Raw genomic sequence first — 25170 nt, 5'->3', positions numbered from 1 at the left:
CATGTCAATTTTTGCAAATAAAACATTATTAATTACCGGAGGAACAGGTTCCTTTGGCAATGCTGTTCTCAGAAGATTTATTGATACAGACATAAAAGAAATCAGAATCTTTAGCCGAGATGAACTAAAGCAAGATGATATGAGACACCTCTACAATAATGATAAGATTAAGTATTATATTGGAGATGTTAGAAATTTATCTTCTTTAGAGGATGCTATGTTTGGTGTTGATTTTGTTTTCCATGCAGCGGCGTTAAAAGAAGTTCCCAGCTGTGAATTTTTCCCCTTGGAAGCAGTGAAAACAAATGTCATTGGGACAGATAATGTATTAACGGCAGCTATAGCAAAAGGCGTAAAAAAAGTAATCTGTTTATCGACGGATAAGGCGGCTTACCCTATCAATGCAATGGGGGTGAGTAAGGCCATGATGGAGAAAATTGCAGTTGCCAAGTCCAGAACGGTAGACCCGCAGAATACCTCTATTGTTTGTACCAGATATGGAAATGTCATGTATTCCAGAGGCTCCGTAATTCCTCTTTTTATTAGCCAAATCAAGCAAGAAAAAGCATTGACACTAACAGAGCCCAGCATGACCAGATTTATTATGTCTCTGGATGAAGCTGTGGACTTGGTGATGTTTGCTTTTGAAAATGGCCAGTCGGGAGATATTCTGGTTCAGAAAGCTTCAGCAACGACTATAGATGTTTTGGCTTCTGCGATAAAAAATCTTTTTCATTATCAAAAGGAAAATGTGGTTATAGGTCTTAGACATGGAGAAAAAATGTATGAGACCTTATTGACTAATGAAGAATGTGCAAGTGCCATAGATATGGGAAACTTTTATAGAGTGCCTAGCGATAAAAGAGACTTAAATTATGATAACTACTTATCCAAGGGAACCAAGAGAAACGGAATCAATGAATTTAATAGTAGCAATACAAGAATGCTTAGTGTTGCTGAAACAATGGATAAGTTGATGGAAATTCCCGAAATGCAGAGAGAAGTGGAAAAGTATTGCGCACAAAAAGGTATCTAAACAGAAAGAGTATCATGGCAAGTTTGTATTTTGTTGGTATAGAGTTAAAGAATGGGAAATAAAAAGAAGTATTATGATTTACTAAAAAATATATTTGCATTGGGCTTTGGTTTGGTTGGCGCTAAGGGCGTCCAGTTCTTACTGTTACCGTATTTTACCAATGTCTTAACTACCGGACAATATGGTGTTATTGATCTTGTGGTTACTTTTGTTGGGCTGATGGTGCCGATTGTAACACTTGAACTTTCCGATTCAGTATTACGTTTTGGTCTCAGTGAAGAAACAAATAAAACAGACTTGATTCAATGCTCGACCATCATTTTGGCTTTTGCGACATTACTAACAATCATACTATCTCCATTGCTGTATTTTTATAAATCAATCAGAGAATACAGTCCTTATGTGGTTCTGATGATTGTTTTGCAAAGTATCAGAGTGAATTCTTCTCTTTATGTTAAATCCCAAAACCGTGTAAGTGTATATTCCATGGATAGCGCACTAACCGCATTTGTTACGGCTATCTTGGATATTTATTTTATTTCTATTTTAAAAATAGGGCTTCAGGGATATTTTCTGGCAGAATTAATAGGGACTTGTGTTTCCATTACGTTTTTATTCTTTGTGGGAGGTATATACAGAAACTTCAAGCTAAATCAGCCTTTAGATAAAGCGCTACTAAAAAGAATGCTGAGTTATTCTATTCCTCTGATGTTTAATGCGATTTCCTGGTGGATTGCCAGTTTTTCCGATCGTGCCATGTTGAATCTTTTTTTCTCAGAAAGCGAAGTGGGAATTTACTCCGTTGCAGCTAAAATTCCTGCAATTATTACGACGCTTTTGTCGGTCTTTACCCAAGCTTGGATCATGTCTGCTGTCAGAGAATATGAAAAAGAAAGAAATCCGATTTTCTTTGAAAGAGTATATAAAATATACTCTGCTTTTCTGTTTCTTTCTGTTGCGGCCTTATCTTTAGTTATTAGGCCAATCATGAAGATTTATGTCGGACAGGATTTTTTTAAAGCATGGTATTACATTCCCTTGCTTCTTTTTGGAACGGTTTTTTTAGGCATCAGTAATTACTATGGTGCAATATATGCAGCTGCAAAAGCAAATTTACTGGAGATAAAATCTACAATTATCTGTGCTGTTTCCAACATTATCATGAATCTAATTTTTATTCCTCATTATAGTATTTTGGGAGCCGTATATGCAACGGCCTTATCTTACGTTATTGTGGTAATTGTTAGAATTTTAGATACTAGAAAACTTATGCATTTAAAGATTAGTGTTTTGGACTTGGCAATGAGTAGTGCATTATTGTTGGCTTTGGTATGGCTGGTAATGCAGGGAAATATTGTTATATCTGTTCTGTTGTTTGTTATGCTTCTGGCATGGAAAGTAGGGTATTATTTCTATGAATATCGTTGTGTGTAAGCAAAATTTATATGGGGGAACAGATAAACTTTTAGAACGGATGATTCAATGGCTAAGAGTATATGGATACCATGTAGATGTATATTCTACTGAAGCTTGCCTTAAGAACAAAATATATGATTTAGCAATTATTCCCTCTTCTCAGTTTGGAGATTTATGGGAAATGAAGAAGTCGGGAATTGAAGTACATCATGTTTTAGTATGGATTATGGGTATGGGAGCCTTTAGAGATTCATATTATAACCCCAATGCTGAAAAAGGAATATTTCGTTATCTGATTCGATTTTTAAAGTACAAGGCAAGTCAGGCATTACGGCTTTTATATTCTCATCGCTCGATTGTTTTTACCGATATAGTAGGAGTATATAATAGCTTTCTTGCAGAGCCTATTGATTATGAGTCTTCCTTAGAGGAACTTCTTTTACCAATAGCGATTGAAGTTCCGGAGGAACAGAGCGCTTTGGAAAAAAAAAATAACTCAATCCTACGTATTATGTGGGTAGGCAGAGTATCCAAAGATTTTAAAGAGATTCCTTTGAAGAAAGTGATAAAAGACTTGGAGCATCTACAAGTAGAAGGAAAATCAAAAATAGAATTCACAATCGTAGGAAGTGGAGATGCGATAAATAGTGTAAAGGAATATGCAGAAGGATATAGCTTAAATATTAGATTTGTCGAGGAAGTGGAATATAATCAACTTGGTGAATTTATTAGAAAGAATACAGATTTGCTGATTGCCATGGGTACCAGTGCACTGGATGGAGCAAAGGTCTCTTGTCCGACAGTTATTGTTACACCGGTTCGAGAGTTTGACCGGCAATCGGTATATTATAGGTGGATTTATGAATCTAAAGGCTATTCTTTGGGCGAATTCCCCGGACTGGATACTGCAACACATCAAGTACAAAAAGATATTGAAACTATAATTGATGAATATTATAACGAAGATAATCAGGGAAAGTATTCTCGAGACTATGCCATGCTCTTTGAAATAAATCATGTATTTACAAAGCTTGTCCAAAGAAGTTTACCGGAACCGATTAATGCCGAAATGTGGAAACAGATACATTTCTTTTATAGAATGAAGAAAGTTAAAGCTTTAATAAAGCGATTTCTTAAGAAAGGATAAGGTGAAACGCTCATGGAATATATAATGCCGAATCGATTGGATAGAGGATTTTATCAATTTCAAAAAGAATTTGAAGAGAAGGCTGTTGAGGTACTCCGTTCCGGATGGTATATCTTGGGGAAAGAACTTAGTGCTTTTGAGTCGGAATTCGCTGAATTTACTGGGGCGAAGCACTGTGTTGGATTGGCAAATGGCTTGGATGCTTTGTGGATTGCTTTTCGGGTTTTGGGAATTGGCTCAGGAGATGAAGTGATTGTACAAGGCAATACGTATATTGCCAGCGTAATGGGCATCACTATTAATGGTGCAACGCCAGTTTTTGTAGAACCGGATGAGTATTTTAATATTGATACAAGTAAAATAGAAGAAAAGATAAATGCAAAAACAAAGGCCATTTTAGTGGTACATTTATACGGACAGGCGTCCAATATGGCTCCGGTAGTGGAGTTATGTAAAAAGTATAATCTTAAGCTGGTAGAAGATTGTGCTCAAGCCCATGGGGCAGAGTTTAGAGGAAAACAAGTAGGAACTTTTGGAGATATTGGATGTTTTTCCTTTTATCCTTCGAAAAATCTGGGAGCATTTGGTGATGCCGGAGCGATTATTACCAACAATGATCAAATAGCGGAAAGTATTAGGGTATTTAGAAATTACGGATCGGAAAAAAGATATTATAATAAAGTAGTTGGCGCTAATTCCCGCTTGGATGAAATTCAAGCAGGGTTACTTAGAGTAAGATTAAAGTATCTGAAGGACTTAAGTAGGGAGAAGGAATTACTTTGCAAGAAATATCTGGCAGAAATTAAGAATTCCAAGTTACTTTTACCACAGATTCGAGATGGAGCAACGCATATTTGGCATCAGTTTGTGATTCGTACAAATGAAAGAGATACTCTGGTTCAATATTTAAATGAAAAGCAAATCGGAACAATCATTCATTATCCAATTCCTCCTCATTTATCTGAGGCTTATGCCTATCTTGGACTTAAGGAAGGAACACTTCCCATTACAGAGGAGTATGCAAAAACAGTTCTTTCTATTCCTCTATATAACGGAATGACAGGGGAAGAACAGGATTACGTTATTTCCTGTTTGAATGCATTTTAATTTAAAAATCTGACTGTATAGCTTAGGAAATGAACAGAAAGGATGAATGTACATATGCATAACATGAATAAGGTGAGAATGTTGGAATTTCCTCAGAGAGGGGATCAAAGAGGACATTTGGTGGTTGTAGAAGGAAATCAGGACATTCCCTTTGAAATCAAGCGAGTTTTCTATATTTATGGTTCTGATGCGGAAGTTGTTAGAGGACAACATGCCAACAGACTCACGGAATTTGTTTTAATTAATGTCGCCGGACGAAGTAAAGTGAGGGTTGCAGACGGAGAGGGAAACGAGGCGATTTATTGCTTGAACAGACCACATACCGGCATTTATCTACCGACTATGATATGGAAAGACATGTATGATTTTAGTGAAGATTCCGTATTACTGGTTTTAGCAAGCGAGCATTATGATGCATCGGAATACATCAGAAATTACGAGGAGTTTGAAAAGGAAATCAAGACCTTAAATGGAGAAGTATAGATCAATTACTCTATAGAAGAAAAAAGAGAAAGTTATGGAACATTCCTACAATAAAAAAAATAAAAATATCCTAGTACGACAAATTGAGAAACAGGATCTTGAGCTGTTACGGAGCTGGAGAAATAATCCTGAAAATTGCAAATATCTTACTCCAATTCCCCACATTACAGAAGATGCACAAAAAAAATGGTATATGGAGTATTTAAAGGATAAGGAACAAATTATTTTTGCCATAGAAGAAACCGAAAAGCTGGGAAGATGTGTGGGAAGCATAGCTTTATACAATTTTAAAGATTCCAGTGTGGAGGTAGGAAAAATAATGGTGGGAGACCCGGATGCTCATGGTCTGCATGTAGCTCTCCACGCTTTAGAAGCTGTAATGGAAGTTGCCGTACAACATTTGGGAATAAAAAGATTTTATCTTCATGTTTTTAAGAACAATTTACCTGCTTTGATTACTTATAAACGAGCAGGCTTTAAGAAGACTTCAGAAGAAATAAAGCAAAATGGGGAAGTAGAATATAGGATGGAAAAGGATACATATTAAAAACTTTTACATTTTGATTTTTATGAAGATAAGGAGCAGCTACGGGGGAAGATAGCGGGAGAAAAATAATTTATGATAAAGTCAGAGGATTAGCGATTATATTGGTGGTTTTGGGACATGCCATACAAGCTTCATATACTGATTTTTTTCACGTAAATGCATTTAATATTATTTATTCATTTCATATGCCTCTTTTTATGTTTATCAGTGGACTCGTGACATATAAGAAGGATAGAAAGATTAACTTATCGTGGCTGAAATTGAGATTTCTGGGTCTTGCTATACCATTTTGGACATGGGTATTTATACCGTTTATGTTTAACCATGGATGGAGAGGAGGAGTTATTACTTATGTAAAAGAGGTACTTATTAGCCCTGATAAAGCACATTGGTTTTTATGGGTTTTGTTCTTGCTATGCATAGTAAATTATTGCTGTACCATTGTAGCTAACTTCTTCAAAATTGAGCATGGAGAGATTGTTGTATTTATTGTTATATTGTTGCTCAGTAAGAGTAGAATTCCATTTCTGGGGATACCTCTTTTAGTACATCATGCAAAGTTCTATTTTATAGGTTATTATCTTAGTAAATACAAAGCTTTCGTTAAGCGACCTGCTATTATTCTCGGGATTCTTTGTGGTGTCGTATGGTTATTTACGGTACAGTATTGGAGGTTTTTAGGAGACTATCCATTTCGAGATTTATTAGACCAATGTATTCGCAATGTATTTGAAAATAGCAGTTGGCAATATACATTTTTGTATAACAATTGTATTACAACATATAATACAATTATTTCTTTTGGTGGAATTTTTATCACAGCCTCTATAGCTTACTTTATGGATTATTTAGTAAAAAATGAAGCGATAAATAACGGGATTATCTTTTTGGGAAAGCATACGTTAGAAATTTATGTTCTCCATAGCTTCTTTTTGGGAACATATGGGGTATCAATCCCTATATTTAAGGTGATATTTAATTTTGTATGTTGTTTTCTCTTTAGTCTGATAATCATTTTTTGCTTTCAGAAAAATAAGGTTAGCCAATTAATGTTTGGAAAGAAAATAGTGTAGTGTAAAAATGGGTTAGAGGCTTGTTTTGAACTTGGGAGGGAAAAACGATGAATATATTAGTCACCGGTGCTAAAGGGATGGTAGGAACCGCTCTTGTCAATAATTTAAAAAATATTAGGGATGGAAAAAATAGAACGAGAGAGAAGATTTCCATTTCTGAAATCTATGAATATGATCAGGATTCCGGTGAAGCTGAGCTTGAGGAGTATTGTCAAAAAGCGGATTTTGTTTTTCATCTTGCAGGGGTAAATCGTCCGGAGAGGGTAGAAGAGTTTATGGAGGGAAACTTTGGCTTCTCCTCTAAACTTTTAGACACTTTGAAAAAGTATGGTAATAAGGCCGGTGTAATGCTTTCTTCTTCTATACAGGCCACTTTGTCAGGACGATTTGGTGATTCAGAATACGGAAGAAGTAAAAAAGCCGGAGAGGAGCTGTTTTTTTCCTATGGAAAAGAAACCGGTGCGAAGGTGTATGTTTACCGTTTTCCTAATCTTATGGGGCACAGCAGACCAAAGTATAACTCTGCGGTATCAACTTTTTGCTGGGCCATTGCCAATGATGAAGAATTTACTGTGAATGATAGAAATACAGAATTGGAACTTCTTTATATCGATGATTTGATAAAGGGAATGTTTGACCTATTAGAAGGGAAAGAGCAGCATTGTGAATTCTCCGGTACAGAAACTATTTTGGATGACAATGGAAAATATTGTACTGTTCCTATAACACACAAAGTCACTTTAGGAGAAATCATTGACTTGCTAAAAGAGTTTAAAAATCAACCGAAGACCGGAATGATGCCGGAGATTCCGGAAGGTTCTTTTGCAAAAAAATTATTTTCCTTATACCTGACTTACCTTCCGGAAAAAGATTTTTCTTATGCATTGAAAATGAATGTGGATAATAGAGGGAGCTTTACGGAGCTCTTGCATACGAAGAATCATGGGCAAGTATCCGTGAATATCAGCAAACCCGGAATCACTAAGGGGCAACACTGGCATAACAGTAAATGGGAACAGTTTATTGTTGTTTCAGGTCATGGACGGATTGAGGAAAGAAATATTAATACCGGTGAAAAAGTCGTATTTGATGTAAGCGGAGACAAGATTGAAGCTGTTTATATGATTCCTGGCTGGACACATAATATTATTAATTTGTCAGAGACAGAAGACTTGGTTACAGTAATGATATGTAATGAAAACTTCGATTCGAATCATCCGGATACTTTTTTTGAAGAAGTATAGGAATAAAACTAAAATAAATTGCCTATGGTGTGGTGAAAGTAGTATTGCAAATTATAGTTAAGGAGCTTAACCAAATGGAGACATTTGACAAAATAATATTTGGGGCAGGGTTCTATGGATTGTATTCTGCATTGTTTTGTGCAAAACAGGAACAAAAAATTCTTGTTTTGGAATGTGATCAAGCAGCATTCTGTAGAGCAAGCTATATCAATCAAGCACGTGTCCATCAGGGGTATCATTATCCGAGATCTTTATCTACAGCTTTAAAGTCTGCAAGCTATTTTGAACGATTTAATCAGGACTATGCCTTCTGTATCAATAAAGAATTTCAACAGATTTATGCGACTTCCGGTGAATATTCCTGGTCAAATAGTAAACAGTTCCAAGAATTTTGCTCAGCTGCCAATATTCCCTGCGAAGAACTACCTCCCAAAAAGTATTTCAAGGAATCAATGTGTGATGGAGTATTTAGAACAAGAGAGTATACTTATGATGCTATGATTTTAAGAGATTACCTGCTGCGGGAATTGGAAAAATATGCTTCAAATGTAGTCATAAGCTATGGAGTAAAGGCGTCCTCGGTTGATAAAGAAAGTGATGCCTATGTTATACATACAGAAGATGGTAAAACGTATAAATCAAATTTTGTTCTAAATGCTACTTATGCAGGAACAAATCAGATTCTTGAGTTATTTGGCTTTGAAAGCTTTAAAATCAAGTATGAGTTATGTGAAATTATTCTTTGTACGGTTGGTGATAAATTGAAGGAAATAGGGATTACGGTTATGGATGGACCGTTTTTCTCCATTATGCCTTTTGGAAAAACAGGATATCATTCCTTAACATCGGTGACTTTCACACCTCATATGACGAGTTATGATGAAGTACCTGCATTTTCCTGTCAAGAACATAGCAATGGCTTTTGTTCTAGGGCTCAACTGGGGAATTGTAATGATTGTCCGGCAAAACCTTTAACGGCATTTCCCTATATGGCTAAGCTTGCGAGAAAATACATGTTGGAAGAGTATGGATTTCAATATGAAAGATCATTATTTTCCATGAAACCCATATTAATGAGTTCAGAAATTGATGATTCCAGACCAACTGTAATTAGGAAATATTCAGAAAACCCAACTTTTGTGAGTGTGCTTTCCGGGAAAATCAATACAGTTTATGACTTGGATGAGGTATTAAGGGATGGTAAATAAAGAACAAAATTTTGTCTCGGCCATTATTTATGTACATAATGCAGAAAATAGAATCAAAGAATTTTTAGAAACTGTTATTGCTGTATTTGAGAAGAACTTTGAACACGCAGAAATTATATGTGTCAATGATGCCTCAAATGATAATTCAGTGACCATGATTAAGAAATCTGTTGATTTTTCTTCAACTTGCAGTATTTCTATAATTAACATGAGTTACTTTCATGGCTTGGAGATGGCCATGAAAGCCGGGATTGATTTATCCATAGGAGATTTTGTATTTGAATTTGATAATACATATTTGGATTTTGATTCCCAAATCATTATGGATATTTATCAAAGAGCACTTCAGGGCTATGATATCGTGAGTGCCTCAGCAAAAAGAAAAGAAAAATTCACGTCTAAATTATTTTATAAAGCTTTTGAGCGATATACAGACCTTTCCTATAAGATGTCTACGGAAAGTTTCAGGGTATTAAGTCGTCGAGTCCTTAATCGAGTAGAAGCCATGAATAAAACTATTCCATATAGAAAAATAGCGTATGCAAATTGCGGTTTAAAGACGGACAATTTGAAATATGAAGTAGTTCACCAGGTAAATTGGACAAATGATGAGAAGGAAAAAAGCTATCGAATAAGTCTGGCTATTGACTCTTTAATATTGTTTACAGAGATGGGTTACAGCTTTGCAAAAATGATGACAGTTCTTATGATGTGTATGTCTATTGCAATGCTATTCTATTCTCTTTTCATTTATATAACGGCGCATCCGGTTGCGGGGTGGACTACCACTATATTGTTCTTATCCATAGCATTTTTTGGATTATTTGGCATCCTTACCATTGTGATAAAGTATCTTCAGCTTTTAATTGATTTGATATTTAAGAGAAAGCAGTATACTTTTGAAAGTGTAGAGAAGCTTACAAAATAGGAGGGGGAAATGCATACATCGCTAGTTGGATATACCGGATTTGTAGGAAGCAATATTTATGCTACAGGTCAAATTGATTTGGCTTATAATTCTAAAAATGTCGAGCAAGCTTTTGGGACAAATCCGGAGCTTTTGATTTACGCAGGTCTTCCTGCAGAAAAATACTTGGCAAACCATGCGCCTGAAAAAGATAGGTCTGTTATTCTTCAGGCAGAAGAGAACATCAGTAAAATTAATCCTAAGAAATTAGTGCTGATCTCCACAATTGATATTTTTAGGGAACCCAGGAATGTAGATGAGCATTCTGTTATAGAGACGCAAGGCTTGCATGCATATGGATATAATAGGTATATGTTGGAGATTTGGGTAAGGGAGAAATTTCCGAATGCTCTTATTATACGACTTCCGGCTTTGTTTGGAAGGAATCTAAAAAAGAATTTTATTTATGATTATATCAATATCATTCCTTCCATGTTAAATACGTCCAAATATGAAGAGCTGGTGTCAAGAGAAAAGAGGTTAAAAGAATTTTATCAGTTACAAGATAATGGCTTTTATAAGGTGAATGTATCAGAAGAAGAAAAGATAGAATTGAAGTGTATCTTTAAAAAGCTAGGATTTTCAGCATTAAATTTTACTGATAGCAGGAGCGTCTATCAATTTTATAATCTAGAAAGACTTTGGGAAGATATTCAGATAGCCCTTGAAAAGGATATCAGAATATGGCATCCAGCGACAGAACCTGTCTCTGCCAGTGAGATTTATGAGTATTTAACAGGAGACAAATTTTTGAATCATCTGAATGCTATTCCTGCGGATTATAATTATAAGACTTTATATGCAAGGGAATTTTGGGGGACTGGAGATTATATTTTATCTAAAGATCAGGTTCTTGATGAGATTAAGCAATTTACAAACGAGAGGAAATTATAAATGGCATTTTGTAATGGCAAAAAGAATTTTCAAAAAGTTATATTGTGGCTCCCGATTATACTATATCGACTTTATTTTTGGCTAATTACAGAAGTGAAAGTTTTTCCGGATTCAAATGCATACATTGGTTATCCATTTTCTTCTCTAATTCATGGACAATTAAATGGCAGAACTCCGATATACCCACTGGTAATTCGTATCTTTCTGAAACTTTTTGGAGAAACACAGTATCTAGAGGCAATTACGATTTTTCAAAGTCTAATTTCCTTCATAGCAGTTGTGTATTTTTTTCGAATTTGCAAACTTTTTTCTATTAATCAATTCTATACTACGATATTACTGTATTTATATGGATGTAATACGTCTGTAATTGGATGGGATAGAGCTATATTGACAGAGTCGTTGGCGCTATCTCTTTTGGTAATTACTTTTTTTTATACCTTTGATTTTATCAAAAATCTTTCTATAAAAAGTGCAGTTATAGCTCAATTTATTGTCTTTGTGATGGTATTTGAACGTCCCAGTTCGATTATTTATTGGATGATGATTAATGTTTTTTTTGTTGTTTTTGGGCTGATAAATAAAATTCCGCGAATAAAATTACCAAATATAATGTTTGCAGTTACATCAATCATTATTCTTATATATATGTCCGTGTTTAATTCTCAATTTGGTGTGTTTTCTTTGACGGATGCAGTGCCTAGACAACATTTAATCGTAGTAATGGAAAAAGGATATTATAAATCTTCCGACAATAAGGGGTTCATTGAAAAGGTTGAGACAGCCATGAAAGCTTACCCCAATGATATTTGGCTTGTCACATATGCAGTTTTAAATGAATATGGAAACAAAAGAGTTACTCAACTTACAAATGAATGCTACAGAAAGAATCTTAAAGCCTTTGTTTTTGACAGGGTACATCAAATTCATGAGGACTCCGATGATGATTATATTAGTGAATATCTTCAATATAAAGATTTTACAAACAACATAAATAGCAAGGCAATGGTTTACTTTAATTCCTTATTTAGAATAAATGTAAAGCATACTTTGATTATGCTAATGATTCTTGCTGTTTTATTGTTTAAAGAAGTTCTGAATAGAAAGATAAAATGGATAAGTCTGGGGCTATTTGGAAGTATGCTGGGTACATATTATGTTTCATACTATGGTACATGTGCTGAATATCCCAGGACTATGCTTTGTGTGGTTCCTATAAGCTTTATAGCGTTGGTATATATTTTAAATCAATGCAACAGTCTTAATGGAGAGAAAGACTGCTTATCCTTTGGAAGACGAAAGTGATCATTGAATATATTCCTTAAGTGCTTACTACAGGGACAATCAGAAAGGAGCCGGAATTTTGAACTTATCTATTTCGAATATTTCATGGGACAAAGAGAATGATGAGCAAGTTTATCATTATATGAAGGAGTTACAATTTGAAGGTCTGGAAATTGCACCAACAAGAATATTACCTGACTCACCATATGATAAGCTGAAAGAAGCCTCAGAATGGAAGGAAAGGCTTTCTCTTCAGTATGGATTTAGTATTTCTTCCATGCAGTCCATCTGGTATGGCCGTAAAGAAAATCTTTTTGGATCTATTGAAGAGCGAGACACTTTAAAGGAGTATACAAAAAAAGCTATTGATTTTGCTTCATGTATTGGCTGCAAAAATCTTGTTTTTGGATGTCCTAGAAATCGCTTTTTGCCGGAAGGAACGGATAGTAATCAAGCCATTCCCTTCTTTAAAGAGTTGGGAGATTATGCCTTTAAGAAGGGAACTGTAATCGGCATGGAAGCCAATCCACCGCTTTATAACACGAATTATATAAATGGTACTTTTTCTGCATTAGAATTGATAGAACAAGTTGATTCTGACGGCTTCAAACTGAATCTTGATGTGGGGACTATGATAGTTAATGATGAATCAGTGATGGATTTAAAGTCTAAGGTAAAGCGCATTAATCATGTTCATATTAGTGAGCCTTGCCTAAGACCGATTGAGGAAAGAACATTACACTTTGAGTTAAAAGATCTTTTGCTTTCAGAAGGGTATAAAGGATTTATCTCTATAGAGATGGGGAAAGTGGAAGATCTTTCTGCCCTAAGAAAAAAGATGGAGTATGTAGCTAAAGTATTTATGAAATAGAGATAATAGTATTACCTTACCGGTAAGGAGAATTATATTGTTGTATGAAGGAATAAGAGGTGTCCCAACATTTGAAAGTTTTGAATATGCATCAAAAACAAAGGACTATGTCGTGCTGATTCCCATTATTAATGAGGGAGAGCGTATTCTAACTGAATTAACCCGAGCAAAAGAGTCTAAGATCAGTGACTTTGCAGATATCGTTATCTGCGACGGTGGCTCTACAGATGGAAGTACGGCAGAAAGCAATCTACGAAATTTAAATGTCAATTCCCTACTTGTAAAGAAGGACATCGGAAAACAAGGCGCACAGCTTCGTATGGGATTTTGGTGGTCTCTTGAACGAGGGTACAAAGGAATTATCACTATCGATGGAAATAATAAAGACAGCATAGAGGATGTTCCCCGCTTTATAGAGAAGCTACAAGAAGGATATGATTTTGTTCAGGGCTCAAGATTTATAAAAGGTGGAAAGGCTATTAATACACCATTGTTTAGATATTTGTCTGTGAAGTGTATTCATGCTCCGATTATCTCTATGACTGCGCATCAGAGATTTACGGATACGACAAATGCCTTCCGCGCTTATTCCAGACGTTATCTGACGGATGACAGAGTGCAGCCCTTTAGAGATATTTTTATGACTTACGAATTATTGGCTTACTTATCGGTTAGAGCATCACAAATAGGAATGAAAGCTTGCGAAATACCGGTTACCAGAGCATACCCTAAAAAGGGAAAAACACCTACAAAAATTAGCTTTTTTAAAGGCAATTCAACGTTACTGAAGATTTTGATAAGAAATGCAAGAGGTGTGTATAATCCGTGATTGGTGGAAACTCTATCCCATTTACCAAGAAATAAACTAAGTTTGCTACAAATCTCTTGTCCTGTTCCATTATGCTTATTGTATTGTTTTTATTTGTTGTATCCATGGATCAAGCTTCCTTTTTGCATTCGAATATCAATGTTATTCTGCATATTGATGAAAGATGTATCTGACATATAGTAACCAAACAATACATCGGTTTCCTATTCTGGACAGGTGGTTTTCACTTTTCCGGAATAGCGGTTCCTCTGCACCGAGATTTGTAAGTTGGCAAAAAATACAAATTTTGCCGACTTATAGAATATAGAGGTAGAACAAAGAATAATATGGTACATAATCTTTCGCATCAAAAAAACTTCTCCAGAGAAGACTTTATTACTGCCTTTCAGAAAGAAAATAAAAATAAAAGGAAAGACTCAGGAAGATATAATTTTCAGAAGTTATTGGAGAATGGGGATATTTATCGCGTAGGTAGAAATAGCTATCACATAGCAGAGGATTCGAAGAGAAATTACTCTTATCAGTATTCGGAGTTATCGTTAGACCTTGCCAAAAAGATTGAGGAACAATACCCGGAACTTGATTTTCGCATTTTTGAACTGGTCCAATTAAATGAATTTGTAAATCATCAGATTGCCCATAATGTGATATTTGCCTCCGTGGAATCAGGACTGGGAACCTATGTTTTTGATTCCTTAAAAGAACAATATACCGGTAAGATTCTCTTGAATCCTTCCGTGGAAACATTTCATCAGTATTGGTCAGATGATATGATTATTATAAAAAAACTGATTTCTGAATCACCGAAGGGTGAAAGAGCTGTCTGGGAAACTAAGCTTGAAAAGATGCTGGTAGATCTTGTGGCAGATAAGCTTCTTTTATCCTGTGTCAGTAGAGGGGAGTATGATAATATTTTTCATCAGGCGTTTCAGGATTTTTATATTGATGAGAGTAAGTTGTTTCGATATGCAAGCAGGAGGAATGCAAAGAGCAAGGTGTTGCTACATATAGATAAAACGGATTTAAGAATGGGATCGCAATATGCTGATAAAAAATAATTTTACAGGCCTTAGTTCCAAGCGTTGAGTGCATACTGGGAGATAAATTGACTACTTTTGCACCACAACGATAGGTGTTTGGCTTCGTAATGATTACTATAAATGAATAATTAAATAAGTTTCCTTTCGTGAAAATTGTTTATATTTTTTATGATTTTGCCGAAATTGCAGGTAGTACAGAATTTCTTCAATCATCCGTACTACCTACGATTTTTACTTTGCATTTTTGCAAAATTAGTTTAAGCGATGCCATCCCTAAGAAATATGATTGGAAGACGATTGTTAGTTTCTATCCTAGGACAATGGACTCGCCTATAGAAGGAGAAGCATTATGGGATGGGATCAGGATAGTCAAGTCAAGGATGGCTTGGCAGAATTTAGAGCTTATCATACAGCTGAAAAGCATTCACAGAAGCTTGTGCGGAACCATACACAAAAATATATTGATAAAACTATTGGAGCAAGAAAGAACGGGGGACATCCCTTTTCCGTTTTTTCTCGCTCCTTTATGCTGTCTATTCCTCTGGCTCTGACCCTTCCGTTCTTTTCCCTAACGGCCCAAGCAGAGGGAAAATGGGTGCAGGCTGAGGGACAGTGGCAGTATCAGGAGGAAGGACAAAACCAGAAGGGTTGGAAGGAGATTTCCGGTAGCTGGTATTATTTTGACCCGCTTACCGGGAAAATGCAGGATGGCTGGATTCTGGCAGACGGAAAATGGTATTTTTTGAAGACGGATACCGCAAACTGGGGAAAGATGGCTCAGGGCTGGACCTGGGTGGACGGCTATTGTTATTTTCTAAAAGATAATGGAACCATGGCTACTGAGGAGAAGACTTCGGATGGATACAGCATTTCCGCAAACGGCCAGTGGGTTCAGGATGGAAAGCCGGTACATGAAGAAGGGAAGGGCGTTTCTTCCCGGCGCTCTGCGCAGGTGGAAAAGGAAATTAAGGCAGGAGTTGCAGAGGGACAGCAGATAAATGCAAATGGAGAAGCACAAAATACCGGGATTAAGGGTATTGCCGGCTCCGGTGGAAGCGGTGGTTCCGGTGGCGGAGGCGGCTTTAGCGGCGGTTCAGGTTCCGGCGGTGGCTCAAGTTTCGGTGGCAGTTCAAGCTCCGGAGGCTTCGGTTCCGGAAGCGGCTCGAGTTTTGCCAGTGCTTCCGGCTCTACTTCAAGTGCTTCCGGCTCTTCTGCAAGTTCTGTTGGCGGAGGCTTTCATTTTGGTGCCGGCAATAGTTCCGGTACGGTTGAGAGCGACTCAAGGCAAAGAGACCTTTTCGGTGATAGCAAATACGATTCTGTAAGTAATACTGAAGACAATACAGGATTTTCCCCTGAAGCGACGGAAAAAGAAAATACATTTTCCGAAGAAGAGTTGGCAAGAAGGGCTGAAAAGCAGAGAAAGCAGGCGGAAAAAGAGCTTGCCAAGCGAAAGAAGCTTTTAGAAAAAATTGAAAATGGACAAAACAACAATACAGTAGAATATGAAACGGAGGAGGGAGAAAAGCGGACTGTCCTTTTTGTAAAAGGGGTTAAAGCTCCAAAATTGGGAGAAAATGGTGATTTTCGTAAGACGGAGGATCATGGCTACATTGATTACAAAGCTCCCTATGAGGAGGGACAGGGCTATTTTGATGTGAACAAAGCCCCCTTTGGAACGAATAAAGAGATTGATCGAAATCTTTGCTTTGCGGCAGCAGCCAGCAACACCCTGCATTGGTATTTGCAGCAGAATAAAAAAGAAATCGAGGACTATATCAAAAATAACGGGGATGTTATCAGAACGGTAGGCGCTAATACATATAGCTTAAAGGACATGCTGAATCAGGATGTGGAGCAACAGGGAAGCCTGATTTATCAGTATTTCAAGGAAATGTATGGCAATAATGAGACGGGCTACTATACGGTTCCGCTTATGGATCTTTTCCTAAATGGCTATACTCCAAAAGAAGACCGAAAAACCAATATAGAAAATAAGGATTTACAGCCGGATGCAAGAGGCGGATTTTTATATGGAATTATAGGAACTAAACCGCAAACCGGTATGCACTTGGTAAATAGCTTGAGTGATTTGGGGAATAGTCTGCAGCATTACCTGTCCAATAACTTCGTTGTTTGCCTGTCTTATACGACTTTCAGTTATAATCATGTGGTTACCCTCTGGGGAGCGGAATATGATGAGAGCGGTCTTCTCCGTGCCGTGTATGTGACGGACTCAGATGACCAGGATGAAACCGGCGTGGAAACGGATGTGGCCATGAAGCGCTATGTCGTAAAGGGCAATGGAAACCTCAGCTATCTCAGTAATGCCATCAGCGAAGAGGCGAAAGGTGCGAGAATAAATAGTTTGCAGTATCTGCGTTTTGGTGGTGAGGAAGACTTGGAAGATTAAGAAGGAATATAAGGAGCAATTTCCTGCAGGCTTTGTGAGGAATATTTCTTTGAACAGGAAGAGGAGGGGGATTAGCCCTCCTCTTTTCCGTAAAAATCTTGATCCGATAATTCACGCCATGTTAAATACATTTCTTTGTAATTCTATTTTATGAAATTTTGAATAAGGCGGATGTCTCTCTGGGAGAGGATACCGCTATGTGCTACTGTAGTGTCTCCATTTTCTTTAACAAAAAATTTTGCAGATCCTGCTTCTGTAAGTCGCTTATCACTGGCATGAACATGCATCGCTTCGATGACGCAAGATGCTGTGTAATAGAGATAATAACCATGAATTTTGTAACTATAATACTTCGGCATAGTTCTTCTCCAAAAATTCTTTGTTTTTGTGATAATAATCCAAAACGATTTGACATTCAATTTCATCCATATTCGTTTCAATAATATTATCATGGAAAATTACAGCAACATGGTGAAAGGACTCTAAGTGGACAACGAAGACCTTGTCTTCTTTTTTTGTGAAGGCATAGCCATTGATAATCATATCGGCTTCATCTGCAATTTTCTTTTTATCCTGTAGCTTCACGGATTTTCACCTCCTTAATATGAGATAGAAAGGAATCGACATCATAAGAAAGATCTTCCAGAATAGGAACTAAATCAATATATTCTTCTATTTCTGCTAAGTCCTTATATTTCGCAATTACAACCAAATAGCCTGCATCCCATTCTAGGACTTTCTGATATTTTTCTAATCGAGGAGAGGTCATAAAGCGTATAACATCGTTCTGAAATTGGAAAATGCTATAGTTACCGGAATTGCTTAGAAATGCTAAATTTTTTCGTTCTTCCATTCTTTTCTCCTTGTGCTTTCTACTGTTTACATATTTTATCACAAAAAAATATAGAGAGTAATAGCCTGATCAAAAAGAAGCTTTAACAAGAAGCTTTAGCAAAGTTAAGAACCAGAAGAGGAGGGGATTAGCCCTCCTCTTTTCCGTGAAAATCATGTATTTTTTTGTAAAGACTGCAAATATTCAATGGCTTCATGCACATTGGAAAAAGTGAGGCATTATTCGACCTCCTCGATTTCAATATTAGGGGTGGCACCATATTTTCCAACCAGATACGCTTTACGGATATTGTCACTGGTCCTGGTGGAGAATTCACTGATACTATAAAGTTCGGAAGAACCGTCGCTATTCTGTTTATCTGCAAAATAAATCTGATCTTTTCGAAGGTATTCCAGGCTTAAAAGCTCTGTGTTATGAGTGGTAAAAATGAGTTGGGCTCCATTTTTGTTACTGTCTTTACTTTGAAATTTTGCGACAACGAAGTTGATCAATTGAGGGTGGAGTTCCTTTTCCAGTTCATCTACCAGTAAAATACCACCTGTTCGTAATGCCGATTCAATGGCGGGTGCAAGAGCCATAAGCTTTCTGGTGCCATCAGACTCATCAGAAAGATCCAGGTAAAAATTATCTTTTTTCCCGTCTTTCTTAACGCCTTGGTGGCTTGCTTGAGCAGATACTTCCTGTAGCTGCAGTAAAATGGTGCCGTCAGAGGAGGTCTCAGAGAGTGCACGTATAAATTGTGATAATTCAGTTTTGAAGTCCTCCGGAATGTCTGTAGGAAGAGGTCCATCTGATCGAACTTCCTTATTGTTGATTTCGAATTGAACATCCAAAATGCCTAAGTCTGCAGCCTTGGCATAATCAGAAATTGCTTTTAGCATCAGCTTATCTTCTGCATACTCTAAGATTTGACCGGGAATATCAGAATAGTCACGAGAAAAATATACTTCATTTCGAAACCACTGCATGGCTGAAACGCATGCTGCGTCATTCATAGTACATGCTACTGAGAAAAACAGTTGATTTTCTGCAACCATTTTCCCGATTAAAGTTCTTTTGGATTTATCTTCTGTGAAAGAAAAGTTTTGCTCTTTTCTATCAAAAATGAGGGCTTTTTGTCCTTTAGGAGCATGGTATAGATATTCTGAAAAGATTTTTTCTCTTGTTGCTGAAAAACCATACCAGTAACGAACGCCGTTAGAACTGTAAACAAATTCAAATTCTGTAGGATCATTTTTTGAATAATCATTTAAGGAAAATGGGCGAACCGGGATGATGGCACGATCATGCTGAGTTCTCTGTGCATTTCGGATAAACTGTACCGCAAGCCAGAAAGCTCGAATGACGTTACTTTTACCGCCACCATTTTTTCCATATATTGCACAGGATGGAAGTAACTTTACTTTAGAGGATAGAGGGATGAGTGACTTTTTTAAAGAATTAATGCCGCTTGCTTCCATAGATAATACGGTTTCGTCTCGAAATGAACGGTAATTTTTAAAACGAAATTCAATGAGCATATTGACCACCTCCATAGATCATCTTTGGTGATAATAGCATCATGAAATACTAAATGCAAGAAAAAATATCAAAAAATTTGATTTTTAATATCCAATTTCTGCTTTCGACTATTTTTGTAATCCGGTTTTTCTGAAAAGATAAGATTTCTTCAGAGGAAATACCTTGCAAAGAAAAAGATTCTCCTATACTCTTAACGATAGCTTTTCCATCATTCCTGTATAGGCTGTGAAGGTGCCTATAGGATGAGAAAAGCACTAAGGTGAATAAAACGTATAGTATCATCAGAAAAGTTTGAGTTTAAACTAAGAAATAAAGGAGACTAACTATAAATGAAGAATTGGAAAAATGAAGCGGAGGCCAGGGAAGAGATTAAGGCATTGGTGGCGGAGTATTACCATAGCTTTAAGGAGCAGAAGAAGCCCTTTGAGCCGGGGGACAGAGTGAGCTATGCATCCCGCGTGTTTGATGAGAAGGAAATGCTGTCCTTAACGGATGCCACTTTGGACTTTTGGCTAACCACTGGACGCTTTGCGGATGAGTTTGAGAAGAAATTTGCGGAGTGGATCGGTGTGAAGCATGCCTATTTGGTAAATTCCGGATCCTCTGCCAATTTACTGGCTTTTATGACCTTAACCGCACCGGAGCTGGGAGAGCGGCAGATTAAGCGGGGAGATGAAATCATTACCGTAGCCTGCGGCTTCCCCACCACGGTAACGCCCGCTTTGCAGTATGGGGCAGTGCCTGTCTTTGTAGATGTGACCGTTCCTCAGTACAACATTGATGTTCGTCGTTTGGAGGAGGCTTTGTCCGAGAAAACCAAGGCGGTGATGATTGCCCATACCTTGGGAAATCCCTTTGATTTATCGGCGGTAAAGGCATTTTGCGAAAAGCATTCTCTCTGGCTTGTGGAGGACAACTGCGATGCTTTAGGCAGTCGTTACACCATTAATGGAGAAACAAAATTTACAGGAACCTGGGGAGATATCGGGACCAGCTCCTTCTATCCCCCTCATCACATGACCATGGGAGAGGGTGGAGCAGTATATACCAACAATGCCCAGCTGTCCAAGTTGATTTTGTCCTTTAGAGATTGGGGAAGGGACTGCATTTGCCCCTCCGGACAGGATAACTTCTGTAAGCACCGCTTCCTGGGGCAGTACGGGGAGCTTCCCAAGGGCTATGACCATAAATACACCTACAGCCACTTCGGATATAATCTGAAGGTTACGGATATGCAGGCGGCGGTTGGTGTGGAGCAGCTGAAGAAATTCCCGAGCTTTATTGAAAGACGTAAGGAAAACTGGGCTTTTCTGCGGGAACGGCTTAGCTCTTTAACGGATGACTTGATTCTTCCGGAGCCTGCGGAAAATGCAGATCCCTCATGGTTTGGTTTCTTGATTTCCGTGAAAAAGGATTCTCCGGTAAAGAGAAATGCTTTGACTGCCTATTTGGAGGAAAGAAATATTCAGACTCGATTGCTGTTTTCCGGAAACCTGATTAAGCACCCCTGCTTTAACCAGATTCGAAACACCGATGCGTATCGGGTGGTAGGCGACCTTACGGAAACCGACTATATTATGGAGCATACCTTCTGGATTGGCGTTTACCCCGGAATGACCAAGGAAATGCTAAGCTATATGGCAGAGCAGATTTCCGCAGGGGTAAAAGCGTTAAAGGGACTATAGGATTAAGAACAGTTTTTGAAAAATGTAGATAGAGTCGGGACAGGATTTTGTTTGTCCTTTTGAATTGGGCAGTAGACTGTAATGGTCTGCTGCTCCGTTTTTTATATGCTTATTTTTTATGAAATCACAGATATAAAGCTAAGGGTTAGCCATCAATACACTTAGTTCCATAAGCCTGCTGTTATACTGCTCCTTTATTCTTTCCCTAATTCTAACCGATAATCTATAGAAACTATGATTCAATAGAGGCAATAATTCAATAGAGGCAATAATCCAACGGAGACAATAAACCAGCAGAGACAAGAATCCAATGGGAAAATGCTCTAATAGAAAAAATACTCTAATAGCAACAATGTTTTAATAGAAACTATAATCCAAGGAATAGGGGAAAGAATATATCATGAAGAGGAATCCATATCAAAGACGGGAAGAAGAATATAGACTCTTGACAGAGAAAATGCAGCAGGCTCATAAGCCCTATGCCATTAGCAAGGCTCGCGTTATTTTTGATGAGAAAAATTCGGAATTTTATGGAAAAGGCGGAGAGTTGAAAAGTGGAGACAATCTCCTCCCTGTTCCTGCTTTACGTGGTTTGGCTTGTCTCTTTCTTTTATTTTTATTCCTGCTTTGCAGCATTTTGGTTCATGCGGAGGAAAGGGAGCAGGGCGTTTGGGTATATGAAAATAAAGAGTGGGGCTATCACACCAAAGCCGGAACGCCTTTAACCGACTGGATTTCGGATAAGGAGGACTGGTACTACATCAGTCCCCAAAGAGAAAAGCTGCTGATCGGTTGGTTAAAGGATGGGGAGCAGTGGTATTTTCTCAATAACAGAGAGAAGAATCTTGGGAAAATGATGAAGGGCTGGGCTGTGATTGACGGCTACGCCTATTATTTTTCGGAAAACGGCAGTATGGCGGTAAATACCAAGGTGGAGGGTCAGTATCCTGTCAATGATCAGGGGCAGTTCCTTGGAACAAATGGTCAGCCTACATATTTTTCCAAAAGCACCTATAGAACAAAGCCCAGTATTGTGCTGGATGAGCTTTTGGCTAAGGCAGAGGCGGAACTCAAAGAAAATTCCGTTCCCAGAATTACGGCTCTTCCCAATGGAACCTTTCAGGCTCACTACGGAAATACTATGATGGGAATTTATGTACCCGGTCCGGTAAATCCCTGGCAGGAAAAGGTGGAGGTGGACATGGAGCAGTACGATTTAAAAGAAGAAGATCCCATTGAAGTCCCGGATGAAGAACAGCCGGAGGACGAAGGCGAAAATGACAATGAAGAAGAGGAAGTAGATGAAGAGGCGGATGTAGCGAAATAAAGAAGCTGTTTGAATAAGGGTATTTATAAAAAATAAAAAAATGAATAGCTTATATACTATAGGTCTGAAAGAAGGGAGCGTGCCTCTGATTTCAGGCCTATATTGCGTAGAAAAATATAATTTTTTACAGGCTCTCTATTTCCATGATAATTCAAGTTGACGATTATTCTTCACACAATCCTTTAAATATAGATTAATTAAAGTCTGATATGGAATCCCTGTGTTTTCTGCTTTGTTCTTAAAAAAGAGAATTACTTTTTCGTCAAGGTTAATGGTTATCTGCTTTTTCAGAGCCTTAGCATACGGATTTTTTATAGCCTTGCTAAAATCAAATTCTTTTTCTAAAAATTCATCTCTATCTTTCATCACCTTACACTCCTCATAGCCTGTTTTCTCAGCTGCAGTTGCCTTTCTTGATGAGATAATACGGATTGTCGTTTCTTCCCGTATACAATGAACTACAAGAAGAATATTGCCCTCATCGCTACAACCAAGGATACGAAAACGGTCCTCATTTACGGAATGAAGCTCGTCATACTCCAGCAGAGCTTGCTCATCATAAAATACTGTTTTTGCTTCTTCAAAGGATACCCCATGCTTGATTTGGTTTATCCGATTTTTGGTTTCATCCCATTCGAATTCCATAGGGCACCACCTTTCTATAGGTACAGTATAATTATATAATAATTATACTTCAAGCGGAAATTTATATTACTAATAGGAAATCAAATAAAGAGAATGCAGTCTGTTATGAGATGTTAGTTTCTTCTTTTAAGAGATTAGAGTAAAGGTAGTCTAGGCATAGCCGGATTTTAGACTAAGAAATCCCTTTTCAAATAAACAGAGGACATAAAAAACCAAGCGAATTGAATAACTTTTCGACAATATAGGTCTGAAAGAAGGGGTAGTCTGAGCCCGCGGGTTCTTAGCTTTTGTTTTGTAAAAGCTTAGAACCCCTGCAGGGCGAGGCTAGCGGGAGCGTGCCCCTGATTTCAGGCCTATATTGTACAGAAAACCAATTTGGCTTTTTTCATCCTCTTTTTGGTTCCAGCGAGAGCGTACCTCTGATTTCAGGCCTATATTGTACAGAAAACCAATTTGGCTTTTTCATCCTCTTTTTGGTTCCAGCGAGAGCGTACCCGTTGGGACTTGCCTATCGTACTAGAACCGAAGCTATTTCTTACTTTTCTCTTCAGCCTCCTTTTTTCTTTTCCTTTTTTCTGTTTTTATGGTAAAATTTCCAAAAGATTGTTGTTATTTATGGGAGGTCTTCATGGAAGAACAAAGAGCATATAGAGTAGAAGAACAGGATCAGGATAGTTTTGGAGAGGTTATCATTGCGGATGAGGTCATTTCCATCATTGCCGGCATTGCGGCAACGGAGGTGGATGGCGTAGATTCCATGGATGGCGGCTGGTCCGGAGCCCTGGTTTCCCGTATGGGAATTAAGGATCTGGCTCGTGGCGTTAAGGTGGAGATTTCCGGTGAGGAAGTGGCTGTGGATTTGCGCTTAAACATTTGCTACGGTTATGCGATTCCCGAGGTTTCCAAGGCAGTACAGGAAAGAGTGGTTTCCAGCATTAACAGTATGACCGGTTTAACAGTCAGAGAAGTCAATGTTAAGATTTCCGGAGTGGTGAATAAAGAGAATGAATAAGAGAGAAGAAAGAGACCATAAATTTAAACTCTTGTTTTCCACCTTATTTTACCCGGAAGAGGGAAAACAGGAGCAGTTGAGCCATTATTCCTATAGCAAGGAAGAGGATGAGGACTTTTTACTTCCGGAGAAGGAAGAAGAACATCTTTCTGAAGAGGAGGAGGCATTTTTGTCTCAGGAAGTCATGAAGATTTTGGAACGGCTTCCTCATTTGGATGAGCGAATCAACGCGGTAACAGAGGGCTGGACCACCAGTCGTATGTCAAAAACAGACTTAACCGTTCTTCGTTTGGCCTTGTACGAGCTGGAGTATCAGGAAGAAACCCCGGATAAGGTGGTTTTTAACGAGGCGGTGGAGATTGCGAAGAAGTACGGGGGAGCGGATTCCGGCTCCTTTGTCAATGGTGTCCTGGCTCGTATCACCGGAAAGCAGGGTGAGGGAGAAGAGAAGGGCAAGTCTTCTAAGAGCAAATCCGGAAAGGTGGAGAAAAAGTCTTTCCATATCGTAAAATCAAAAGCTAAAGATAGTAAAGCGCCAAAGAGAGGATAGAATTCATCCCAAATCACA

The 25170-nt window shown here is 37.8% G+C and carries 25 protein-coding genes; 20 read left to right on the top strand and 5 right to left on the bottom strand.

The window, feature by feature from the left end:
• The first annotated feature begins 1 nt into the window (after position 1).
• The 16 genes from RDQ32_RS03305 to RDQ32_RS03230 all read left to right on the top strand — a co-directional run bounded on the left by RDQ32_RS03305 (position 2) and on the right by RDQ32_RS03230 (position 17559).
• The gene (locus RDQ32_RS03305) at positions 2 to 1036 is read left to right on the top strand and encodes a polysaccharide biosynthesis protein (protein ID WP_308579104.1); all 1035 of its coding nucleotides are present in this window, start codon (positions 2 to 4) and stop codon (positions 1034 to 1036) included.
• A gap of 51 nt (positions 1037 to 1087) precedes the next feature.
• Complete coding sequence (locus RDQ32_RS03300; protein WP_308579103.1) at positions 1088 to 2470, top strand: oligosaccharide flippase family protein; 1383 nt, start codon at positions 1088 to 1090, stop codon at positions 2468 to 2470.
• On the top strand, positions 2451 to 3599 hold the full coding sequence (locus RDQ32_RS03295; RefSeq protein WP_308579102.1) for a hypothetical protein: 1149 nt from the start codon (positions 2451 to 2453) through the stop codon (positions 3597 to 3599). The genes RDQ32_RS03300 and RDQ32_RS03295 overlap by 20 nt, the downstream gene beginning before the upstream one ends.
• Positions 3600 to 3611: 12 nt before the next feature.
• Positions 3612 to 4706 carry a DegT/DnrJ/EryC1/StrS family aminotransferase gene (locus RDQ32_RS03290; RefSeq protein ID WP_308579101.1) on the top strand — a complete coding sequence of 365 codons (1095 nt, stop codon included), beginning with the start codon at positions 3612 to 3614 and terminating at the stop codon, positions 4704 to 4706.
• 54 nt (positions 4707 to 4760) lie between these two features.
• Positions 4761 to 5189, top strand: coding sequence for an FdtA/QdtA family cupin domain-containing protein (locus tag RDQ32_RS03285; protein WP_040649048.1), 429 nt, complete (start codon positions 4761 to 4763; stop codon positions 5187 to 5189).
• Positions 5190 to 5223: 34 nt separating this feature from the next.
• Entirely contained in the window at positions 5224 to 5736 is a 513-nt protein-coding gene (locus RDQ32_RS03280) for a GNAT family N-acetyltransferase (protein WP_308579100.1), read from the top strand.
• A gap of 65 nt (positions 5737 to 5801) precedes the next feature.
• On the top strand, positions 5802 to 6809 hold the full coding sequence (locus RDQ32_RS03275) for an acyltransferase family protein (protein WP_308579111.1): 1008 nt from the start codon (positions 5802 to 5804) through the stop codon (positions 6807 to 6809).
• Positions 6810 to 6856: 47 nt separating this feature from the next.
• Positions 6857 to 8053, top strand: coding sequence for an NAD-dependent epimerase/dehydratase family protein (locus RDQ32_RS03270; protein ID WP_308579099.1), 1197 nt, complete (start codon positions 6857 to 6859; stop codon positions 8051 to 8053).
• Positions 8054 to 8127: 74 nt separating this feature from the next.
• On the top strand, positions 8128 to 9261 hold the full coding sequence (locus tag RDQ32_RS03265; RefSeq protein WP_040648751.1) for an FAD-dependent oxidoreductase: 1134 nt from the start codon (positions 8128 to 8130) through the stop codon (positions 9259 to 9261).
• Positions 9251 to 10189 (top strand): glycosyltransferase, encoded by a 939-nt coding sequence (locus RDQ32_RS03260; protein ID WP_308579098.1) that lies wholly within the window; start codon positions 9251 to 9253, stop codon positions 10187 to 10189. The genes RDQ32_RS03265 and RDQ32_RS03260 overlap by 11 nt, the downstream gene beginning before the upstream one ends.
• A 9-nt stretch (positions 10190 to 10198) precedes the next feature.
• Positions 10199 to 11122, top strand: coding sequence for a sugar nucleotide-binding protein (locus RDQ32_RS03255; RefSeq protein WP_007157030.1), 924 nt, complete (start codon positions 10199 to 10201; stop codon positions 11120 to 11122).
• On the top strand, positions 11123 to 12427 hold the full coding sequence (locus tag RDQ32_RS03250) for a hypothetical protein (protein ID WP_007157029.1): 1305 nt from the start codon (positions 11123 to 11125) through the stop codon (positions 12425 to 12427).
• Between the two features lie 58 nt (positions 12428 to 12485).
• Complete coding sequence (locus RDQ32_RS03245) at positions 12486 to 13277, top strand: sugar phosphate isomerase/epimerase (protein WP_007157028.1); 792 nt, start codon at positions 12486 to 12488, stop codon at positions 13275 to 13277.
• 37 nt (positions 13278 to 13314) lie between these two features.
• Complete coding sequence (locus RDQ32_RS03240) at positions 13315 to 14106, top strand: glycosyltransferase family 2 protein (RefSeq protein WP_040648749.1); 792 nt, start codon at positions 13315 to 13317, stop codon at positions 14104 to 14106.
• Between the two features lie 326 nt (positions 14107 to 14432).
• Positions 14433 to 15164 (top strand): DUF6577 family protein, encoded by a 732-nt coding sequence (locus RDQ32_RS03235; protein WP_007157025.1) that lies wholly within the window; start codon positions 14433 to 14435, stop codon positions 15162 to 15164.
• 331 nt (positions 15165 to 15495) lie between these two features.
• Complete coding sequence (locus RDQ32_RS03230; protein ID WP_007157024.1) at positions 15496 to 17559, top strand: IdeS/Mac family cysteine endopeptidase; 2064 nt, start codon at positions 15496 to 15498, stop codon at positions 17557 to 17559.
• A 143-nt stretch (positions 17560 to 17702) separates the two neighbouring features.
• Here the strand turns inward: RDQ32_RS03230 and RDQ32_RS03225 are convergent, their stop codons facing one another.
• The 4 genes from RDQ32_RS03225 to RDQ32_RS03210 all read right to left on the bottom strand — a co-directional run bounded on the left by RDQ32_RS03225 (position 17703) and on the right by RDQ32_RS03210 (position 19947).
• Positions 17703 to 17918: a DUF4160 domain-containing protein gene (locus tag RDQ32_RS03225; protein ID WP_007157022.1), complete on the bottom strand. Its 216-nt coding sequence runs from the start codon at positions 17916 to 17918 to the stop codon at positions 17703 to 17705.
• The gene (locus RDQ32_RS03220) at positions 17902 to 18144 is read right to left on the bottom strand and encodes a hypothetical protein (protein ID WP_007157021.1); all 243 of its coding nucleotides are present in this window, start codon (positions 18142 to 18144) and stop codon (positions 17902 to 17904) included. The genes RDQ32_RS03225 and RDQ32_RS03220 overlap by 17 nt, the downstream gene beginning before the upstream one ends.
• The gene (locus RDQ32_RS03215) at positions 18128 to 18412 is read right to left on the bottom strand and encodes a hypothetical protein (RefSeq protein WP_040648747.1); all 285 of its coding nucleotides are present in this window, start codon (positions 18410 to 18412) and stop codon (positions 18128 to 18130) included. Before RDQ32_RS03215 ends, RDQ32_RS03220 begins: the two co-directional genes overlap by 17 nt.
• Positions 18413 to 18630: 218 nt before the next feature.
• A complete protein-coding gene (locus tag RDQ32_RS03210; RefSeq protein ID WP_007157019.1) occupies positions 18631 to 19947 on the bottom strand; it encodes an ATP/GTP-binding protein in 1317 nt (438 codons plus the stop codon).
• Positions 19948 to 20262: 315 nt separating this feature from the next.
• Between RDQ32_RS03210 and rfbH the strand changes: the two genes are divergently transcribed.
• On the top strand, positions 20263 to 21618 hold the full coding sequence (gene rfbH, locus RDQ32_RS03205; protein ID WP_007157017.1) for a lipopolysaccharide biosynthesis protein RfbH: 1356 nt from the start codon (positions 20263 to 20265) through the stop codon (positions 21616 to 21618).
• 400 nt (positions 21619 to 22018) lie between these two features.
• On the top strand, positions 22019 to 22945 hold the full coding sequence (locus RDQ32_RS03200; protein ID WP_308579097.1) for a cell wall-binding protein: 927 nt from the start codon (positions 22019 to 22021) through the stop codon (positions 22943 to 22945).
• Between the two features lie 135 nt (positions 22946 to 23080).
• On the opposite strand, the gene RDQ32_RS03195 is transcribed toward RDQ32_RS03200, so the two are convergent.
• Positions 23081 to 23590, bottom strand: a complete 510-nt coding sequence (locus RDQ32_RS03195; RefSeq protein WP_308579096.1) for a BrnT family toxin — start codon at positions 23588 to 23590, stop codon at positions 23081 to 23083.
• Between the two features lie 628 nt (positions 23591 to 24218).
• Between RDQ32_RS03195 and RDQ32_RS03190 the strand changes: the two genes are divergently transcribed.
• Together RDQ32_RS03190 and nusB are read left to right on the top strand one after the other, a co-directional pair.
• Positions 24219 to 24602 carry an Asp23/Gls24 family envelope stress response protein gene (locus RDQ32_RS03190; RefSeq protein WP_040649042.1) on the top strand — a complete coding sequence of 128 codons (384 nt, stop codon included), beginning with the start codon at positions 24219 to 24221 and terminating at the stop codon, positions 24600 to 24602.
• Entirely contained in the window at positions 24595 to 25152 is a 558-nt protein-coding gene (nusB, locus tag RDQ32_RS03185; protein WP_007157012.1) for a transcription antitermination factor NusB, read from the top strand. Before RDQ32_RS03190 ends, nusB begins: the two co-directional genes overlap by 8 nt.
• The last annotated feature ends 18 nt before the right edge of the window (positions 25153 to 25170 follow it).

Source organism: uncultured Oribacterium sp. (genome assembly GCF_902481605.1).
Lineage (GTDB): Bacteria > Bacillota > Clostridia > Lachnospirales > Lachnospiraceae > Oribacterium > Oribacterium sinus.
The sequence above is the reverse complement of the archived record's forward strand: the minus strand, read 5'-3'. Positions and strand labels throughout refer to the sequence as shown.

Coding starts and splice junctions, on each gene's coding strand:
- RDQ32_RS03235 (WP_007157025.1), top strand. CDS start 14,433: ATGGTACATAATCTTTCGCATCAAAAAAACTTCTCCAGAGAAGACTTT.
- RDQ32_RS03265 (WP_040648751.1), top strand. CDS start 8,128: ATGGAGACATTTGACAAAATAATATTTGGGGCAGGGTTCTATGGATTG.
- rfbH (WP_007157017.1), top strand. CDS start 20,263: ATGAAGAATTGGAAAAATGAAGCGGAGGCCAGGGAAGAGATTAAGGCA.
- RDQ32_RS03225 (WP_007157022.1), bottom strand. CDS start 17,918: ATGCCGAAGTATTATAGTTACAAAATTCATGGTTATTATCTCTATTAC.
- RDQ32_RS03230 (WP_007157024.1), top strand. CDS start 15,496: ATGGGATGGGATCAGGATAGTCAAGTCAAGGATGGCTTGGCAGAATTT.
- RDQ32_RS03300 (WP_308579103.1), top strand. CDS start 1,088: ATGGGAAATAAAAAGAAGTATTATGATTTACTAAAAAATATATTTGCA.
- nusB (WP_007157012.1), top strand. CDS start 24,595: ATGAATAAGAGAGAAGAAAGAGACCATAAATTTAAACTCTTGTTTTCC.
- RDQ32_RS03195 (WP_308579096.1), bottom strand. CDS start 23,590: ATGGAATTCGAATGGGATGAAACCAAAAATCGGATAAACCAAATCAAG.
- RDQ32_RS03285 (WP_040649048.1), top strand. CDS start 4,761: ATGCATAACATGAATAAGGTGAGAATGTTGGAATTTCCTCAGAGAGGG.
- RDQ32_RS03255 (WP_007157030.1), top strand. CDS start 10,199: ATGCATACATCGCTAGTTGGATATACCGGATTTGTAGGAAGCAATATT.
- RDQ32_RS03260 (WP_308579098.1), top strand. CDS start 9,251: ATGGTAAATAAAGAACAAAATTTTGTCTCGGCCATTATTTATGTACAT.
- RDQ32_RS03210 (WP_007157019.1), bottom strand. CDS start 19,947: ATGGAGGTGGTCAATATGCTCATTGAATTTCGTTTTAAAAATTACCGT.
- RDQ32_RS03290 (WP_308579101.1), top strand. CDS start 3,612: ATGGAATATATAATGCCGAATCGATTGGATAGAGGATTTTATCAATTT.
- RDQ32_RS03295 (WP_308579102.1), top strand. CDS start 2,451: ATGAATATCGTTGTGTGTAAGCAAAATTTATATGGGGGAACAGATAAA.
- RDQ32_RS03250 (WP_007157029.1), top strand. CDS start 11,123: ATGGCATTTTGTAATGGCAAAAAGAATTTTCAAAAAGTTATATTGTGG.
- RDQ32_RS03215 (WP_040648747.1), bottom strand. CDS start 18,412: ATGGAAGAACGAAAAAATTTAGCATTTCTAAGCAATTCCGGTAACTAT.
- RDQ32_RS03190 (WP_040649042.1), top strand. CDS start 24,219: ATGGAAGAACAAAGAGCATATAGAGTAGAAGAACAGGATCAGGATAGT.
- RDQ32_RS03305 (WP_308579104.1), top strand. CDS start 2: ATGTCAATTTTTGCAAATAAAACATTATTAATTACCGGAGGAACAGGT.
- RDQ32_RS03200 (WP_308579097.1), top strand. CDS start 22,019: ATGAAGAGGAATCCATATCAAAGACGGGAAGAAGAATATAGACTCTTG.
- RDQ32_RS03280 (WP_308579100.1), top strand. CDS start 5,224: ATGGAACATTCCTACAATAAAAAAAATAAAAATATCCTAGTACGACAA.
- RDQ32_RS03270 (WP_308579099.1), top strand. CDS start 6,857: ATGAATATATTAGTCACCGGTGCTAAAGGGATGGTAGGAACCGCTCTT.